The 4,555-nt window shown below is 55.9% G+C and carries 4 protein-coding genes; 3 read left to right on the forward strand and 1 reads right to left on the reverse strand.

What is annotated here, in order from left to right; all coding sequences use genetic code 11:
* Positions 1-228: hypothetical protein (locus WA354_RS24375; protein WP_472815624.1), on the reverse strand; the 228-nt coding region annotated here is incomplete at its 3' end.
* A 482-nt stretch (positions 229-710) separates the two neighbouring features.
* On the opposite strand from WA354_RS24375, the gene WA354_RS24380 reads away from it, so the two are divergent.
* The 3 genes from WA354_RS24380 to WA354_RS24390 all read left to right on the forward strand — a co-directional run.
* Complete coding sequence (locus tag WA354_RS24380) at positions 711-1,007, forward strand: hypothetical protein (RefSeq protein ID WP_472815625.1); 297 nt, start codon at positions 711-713, stop codon at positions 1,005-1,007.
* Positions 1,008-1,303: 296 nt separating this feature from the next.
* Positions 1,304-1,804, forward strand: a complete 501-nt coding sequence (locus tag WA354_RS24385) for a hypothetical protein (protein WP_472815626.1) — start codon at positions 1,304-1,306, stop codon at positions 1,802-1,804.
* A 752-nt stretch (positions 1,805-2,556) separates the two neighbouring features.
* Positions 2,557-4,555, forward strand: a 1,999-nt coding sequence (locus tag WA354_RS24390) for a ligand-binding sensor domain-containing protein (RefSeq protein WP_472815627.1), incomplete at its 3' end; no start/stop codon positions are given.

A 4,555-nucleotide genomic window follows, 5' to 3' on the forward strand; every position in this document is an offset into this window, starting at 1 on the left:
TCCATATGCCGAGTCAGTGATAAATGTCGCACCAACCCGGCTCAAGATTCGCAACGCCTCCTCACCGCTTGAATCGACATAGAAGACTTCCTGCAAATCCAAGATCATGCCGGGGCCTTGATATGCGTCTCGAGCGACGCGCAGAAGTTCTTGCGCCCACAGACCGGTCAATCTTCCTTCGAGAACGACGATTCCTGAACTGTTCGCTGGCAACGTAATTCGCAACATGCCCTGATTCAATGCAAGCGGTTTGCCAATCGCGGCGACGCAAAGAATGGTTGAATCCAAAGCAGATGAGAATACATAGGGGAACTGACAGACTTAAAGAGATTGCCGCAGTTGCGGCACTTGCCGCGAAAGCGGCATCTCTCGCCTCATACACCACAATGGACAAGCTCTGAACAAATCCCTATCGGTAAACTTGCCCTCACGTCCTTTAAGGAAGACGAAGAGGATCACAAGCTTGGCAGCGTCTCCTCCTCGCACTGGTCGCGAACTGCCGCAATCCTCAGAAGATGACGGTCAGGCCGCCGCTATTGCAGCAGATGACGCGATCGCGGCGATCACAATCAAACGACTCTGCTGAAAGTGAAGAGGATAGTTGCGCTTGTATTTGGCAATCCCATTGCTGGATACCGATGTAAAGCAGTGCGAACACGTCAAGAGTCGTGTCGCTACGGGGCCTGCACCCAGAAAGAGGTCGATAGCTCATGCAGAAGACTTCTCGACTGACCTATTCCTACAGGGTTACCCGGCATCAATGCATAGCTGAGACGGCGTCGAAGTTTGACTGGCACTCACGCGACATGATGCAAACATCGCGCGTACCGCCGTCGGGCACCGGGCACGATGGCAACTCCGCGGGCGACCCGATGCGCGAGTTGGCGCGACACTCGCTGGATCTTTGTATTGCCGCGGTGGCAGGCGTGCTCGGCATTGCTCTGGACGTCTGTCTACTTAGCATCTTCATTTCCCACATTCAAAGCGAGAGCCTCTATGCCGGATGATTCACGCTCCCGCCTTATTGAGAATTTGCTGGAAGCGCTGTCTCTTTCGGTTTGTTTGGAGACCGAGGACCCGCCGAATCCAATTACACCAGCACTCCTTGCACGATCTCCTGGCGGTCTCCGCCAGCGCAAGCCGAGTAACACCAGGCTCTACAAGGTCAGCATCGGGGTCAGCCTTGAAGACTTGAACAGAGGATACAGCTATCAACACCCAGAGAACATGCACAGAAATTCCGGAGAACTAACCGATCATCACATTCGGGCGATGGGTTAGAGGCACGGTTAGGGAAGAAATTATGCTGATACTCAAACTCATTCATACCTTTTTAGGCTTCAATGCCATTATCGGTGGAGTCGCTGCTTGCATCAGGATGATCTCGGGGCGCTCTTTTGAGGAATGGGTTGGGCACTTCTTGGGATTTAGCCTGGCCGTTAGTGCCGTTGGCCTGGTCTTTTCTCTTGATCACACTAGCCTTATTCAGTGGCTCACCATGCTCGGCGTTTGTGTATCGGCTTTCGCAGTGATTTCCTTGCGCAAGTTCAATTCGAATGAAAAATGGGGAACCACTTTGATACTGAGCACAATGTGCGCGCTTTGTCTGGATTTACTCATCATGATCGTGCACGTCTTCAGTGTCTTGGCCATTCTCAGCGTATTGGGATGGCCGCAGGCCGATTTCCTATTTTCCATCTCCATGGTGACCGCTGTGCTTGTGTTTGCAGTGTTAAGCCTCATTGCTGTGAAGAAAAACCACCATGGAGAGCGCGCTCCGGTCCCGCAGAAGGTCAGCCGATGAAGCTGATCGTTAGCAGGAATTGTCATTCAAACACGTTGTGACTCCGGATGGGCTTTGCCAAAGCTCGATCTCGGTCGCATATTGCAATGCGTCTGATTGATGAGAACGTCTCATACGCGCGTTTGAAGTCCATGCAGACTGCGAGTTTTCCTGGTCCTACACACGATTGCAGATTCCGTTGACACTCCACGAAACTCGAGAGCGCCGCAGGTGCATTTCCGTACTCCGTACGGTCTGTGCCCTTAAGTTTTGACGGCCCAGGCGTCGGTGCGAGACGGAACGGCAGGCAGGCCAGCACCATTGAAGAGCGCAGCGGATCTCAGTGGGGTTGAGCACAGACGGAGACGAGACCACGACGGCGCCACCCTCACCTTCTCTGCATGCGGAAGCAGATGATCGTAGATCCAGCCGAAGATCGTCGCCTTCCATGGCGATCGTCCGGGGTTGGGGAAGGGTTTTGATCTACGCATTCAGTTCGCGTCGATCCGATCTTGCCTTCCTGAAAAACCTTGCCGGCCGCGTCCTTTACGCAATAGCCGATCGTCTTCTTGTGCACATCAAGTCCGATGTAGTACATAGGGTCTCGAGGAGCCTCCGTGGGTTGTTCTCTGAATCAGCGCACAGCTGAGTTCAGCCTTTGTAACACCCTCGTGCTCCTCCTTGACTTAGCATTCAAACAACTCAACCGTAACTACCGGTGCATTTTTCGAAGGCGGTGGAATAGAATCTGAGGCACCGTGAGAAGACTGAGGATGGCCGCGATTTCCCTGTGCGTTTTGCTGGGGAACTGTACTTGCTCCTTGGCACTGAACCCCTCGCTGGACATCAGCCAGTACGGGCATACCGCCTGGACTATCCGGGACGGGTTCGCTACGGGCACCGCCTTCGCGATGGCCCAGACGCCGGACGGCTATCTCTGGCTGGCGTCGGAATTTGGCTTGTTTCGTTCCGATGGCGTTCGTTTCGTCCCCTGGAAACCACCGGCGGGGCAGCAACTCCCCGAAAGCCCATATGCTCTGCTCGTCACCCGCGATGGCACGCTCTGGATTGGGACGTATGGCGGGCTCGCGAGTTGGAACAACGGCAAGCTGACCCAATACCCCGAGGTAGGCGCTTCGTTCATAACATCACTACTCGAAGACCGGGAGGGAACGGTTTGGGTCGGTACACTGTTCGACTCACCGGGCAGTCCCACAGGTCGGCTGTGCGCAATCCGAAGCGGCCACGCGCTATGCTACGGCGAAGATGGCTCCTTCGGCTCATTCGTCTGGAGTTTGGGTGAGGACAGTTCCGGCGCTCTCTGGGCTGGCACAGAATCCGGCCTTTGGCACTGGAAGCCCGGTCCGCCGAAGCGCTATGCGGTACCCGGAGTGCGGCTTGCCGACCTGACTCAATCCGGCGATGGTCGGCTAATCGTTGGGATCAGAGGTGGAGGACTAAGGCAGGTCGTTGGTGACAAACTCGAAGCCTACCCGATTCGCAGCGCCTTGAACTCCAATGCGGCGCTGCCCGACCGCGAAATTGATGCGAATAAGCTGCTCCGGGACCGCGATGGAGGGCTCTGGATCGGAACCAACCAGCGGGGGCTGATCCACGTGCATCACGGTCGCGCGGATGTCTTCACGGCAGAGAGCGGTTTGTCAGGCAACATCATCGCCGGCCTTTTTGAGGATCGTGAAGGAAATATCTGGGTGTCCACTGCTGGGGGACTTGATAGGTTTCGAGAACTCCCAGTCACTACTGTTTCTACAAAACAGGGTTTGTCCAGCGATAGCGTTCAATCGGTAATTGCAACGACTGATGGCAGCACGTGGATTGCCACCAAAGATGGTTTGACGAGATGGCAGAAAGGACAAACGACCATATTCCGTAAAGCGTATGGACTGCCGGATGACGTGGTGCAGTCCATGTACCAGGATCATGCTGGGCGCATCTGGGTGTTCACAGGTCATGGACTGGCTTGGTTCAACAACGGCAGGTTCGTCTCCGTCGATGGGGTACCCAGCACGGAGGTCTATTCCATCACCGGGGACAACGCAGGCAATCTCTGGCTTTCAGGAAACAAAGGCCTTTCCCATCTTCGGGAAGGACGCCTGATCGAGAATCTTCCCTGGACAGCACTCGGACGCCGTCAACAGGCCAAGGCGATCATTTTCGATCAGGACCGCGGCGGACTGTGGCTTGGATTCTGGCAGGATGGGGGAGTGGAGTTTTTCAAGGATGGCCAGGTCCGCCTTTCGTACAAAGCCGCGAACGGAATGACCAAGGGGCCTGTCGCCGCCGTTCGCCTCGATCGGGATGGGGCCGTGTGGGTCGCAACGCAGTTTGGCGGCGTGAGCCGCATCAGAGACGGCCGGATCACAACCCTCACAAGCAGCAACGGCTTGCCGTGCGACAGAATTCACTGGACAACAGAGGAGGACGATCGTTCGTTGTGGCTGTACACGGCCTGCGGCCTGATGCGCATACCGCGCAACCAGGTGGAGGCCTGGATCTCAGACCCGGCGCGCCGGGTTGAACCGACGCTTTGGGATGCAACCGACGGCGCCCTGCCTTGGGGAGCGCCTTCCTCCTTCGGTCCAACCTTTGCAAAAGCTGCTGATGGCAAACTGTGGTTCGCGACGCGAGAAGACATTGAGGTGGTCGATCCTCCTCATCTTGCTTCGAACAAACTCCCGCCGCCGGTGTACATCGAGAAAGTCGTGGCCGACCACAAGATGTATTGGCAGAACTTACCAGGCGCCTCGATTC

This window comes from Occallatibacter sp., assembly GCF_049802275.1.
Lineage (GTDB): Bacteria > Acidobacteriota > Terriglobia > Terriglobales > Acidobacteriaceae > Telmatobacter.

Bases quoted from the DNA above. Each gene is read 5' to 3' on its own strand.
- WA354_RS24380 (WP_472815625.1), top strand. From the start codon at position 711: ATGCAGAAGACTTCTCGACTGACCTATTCCTACAGGGTTACCCGGCAT.
- WA354_RS24385 (WP_472815626.1), top strand. From the start codon at position 1,304: ATGCTGATACTCAAACTCATTCATACCTTTTTAGGCTTCAATGCCATT.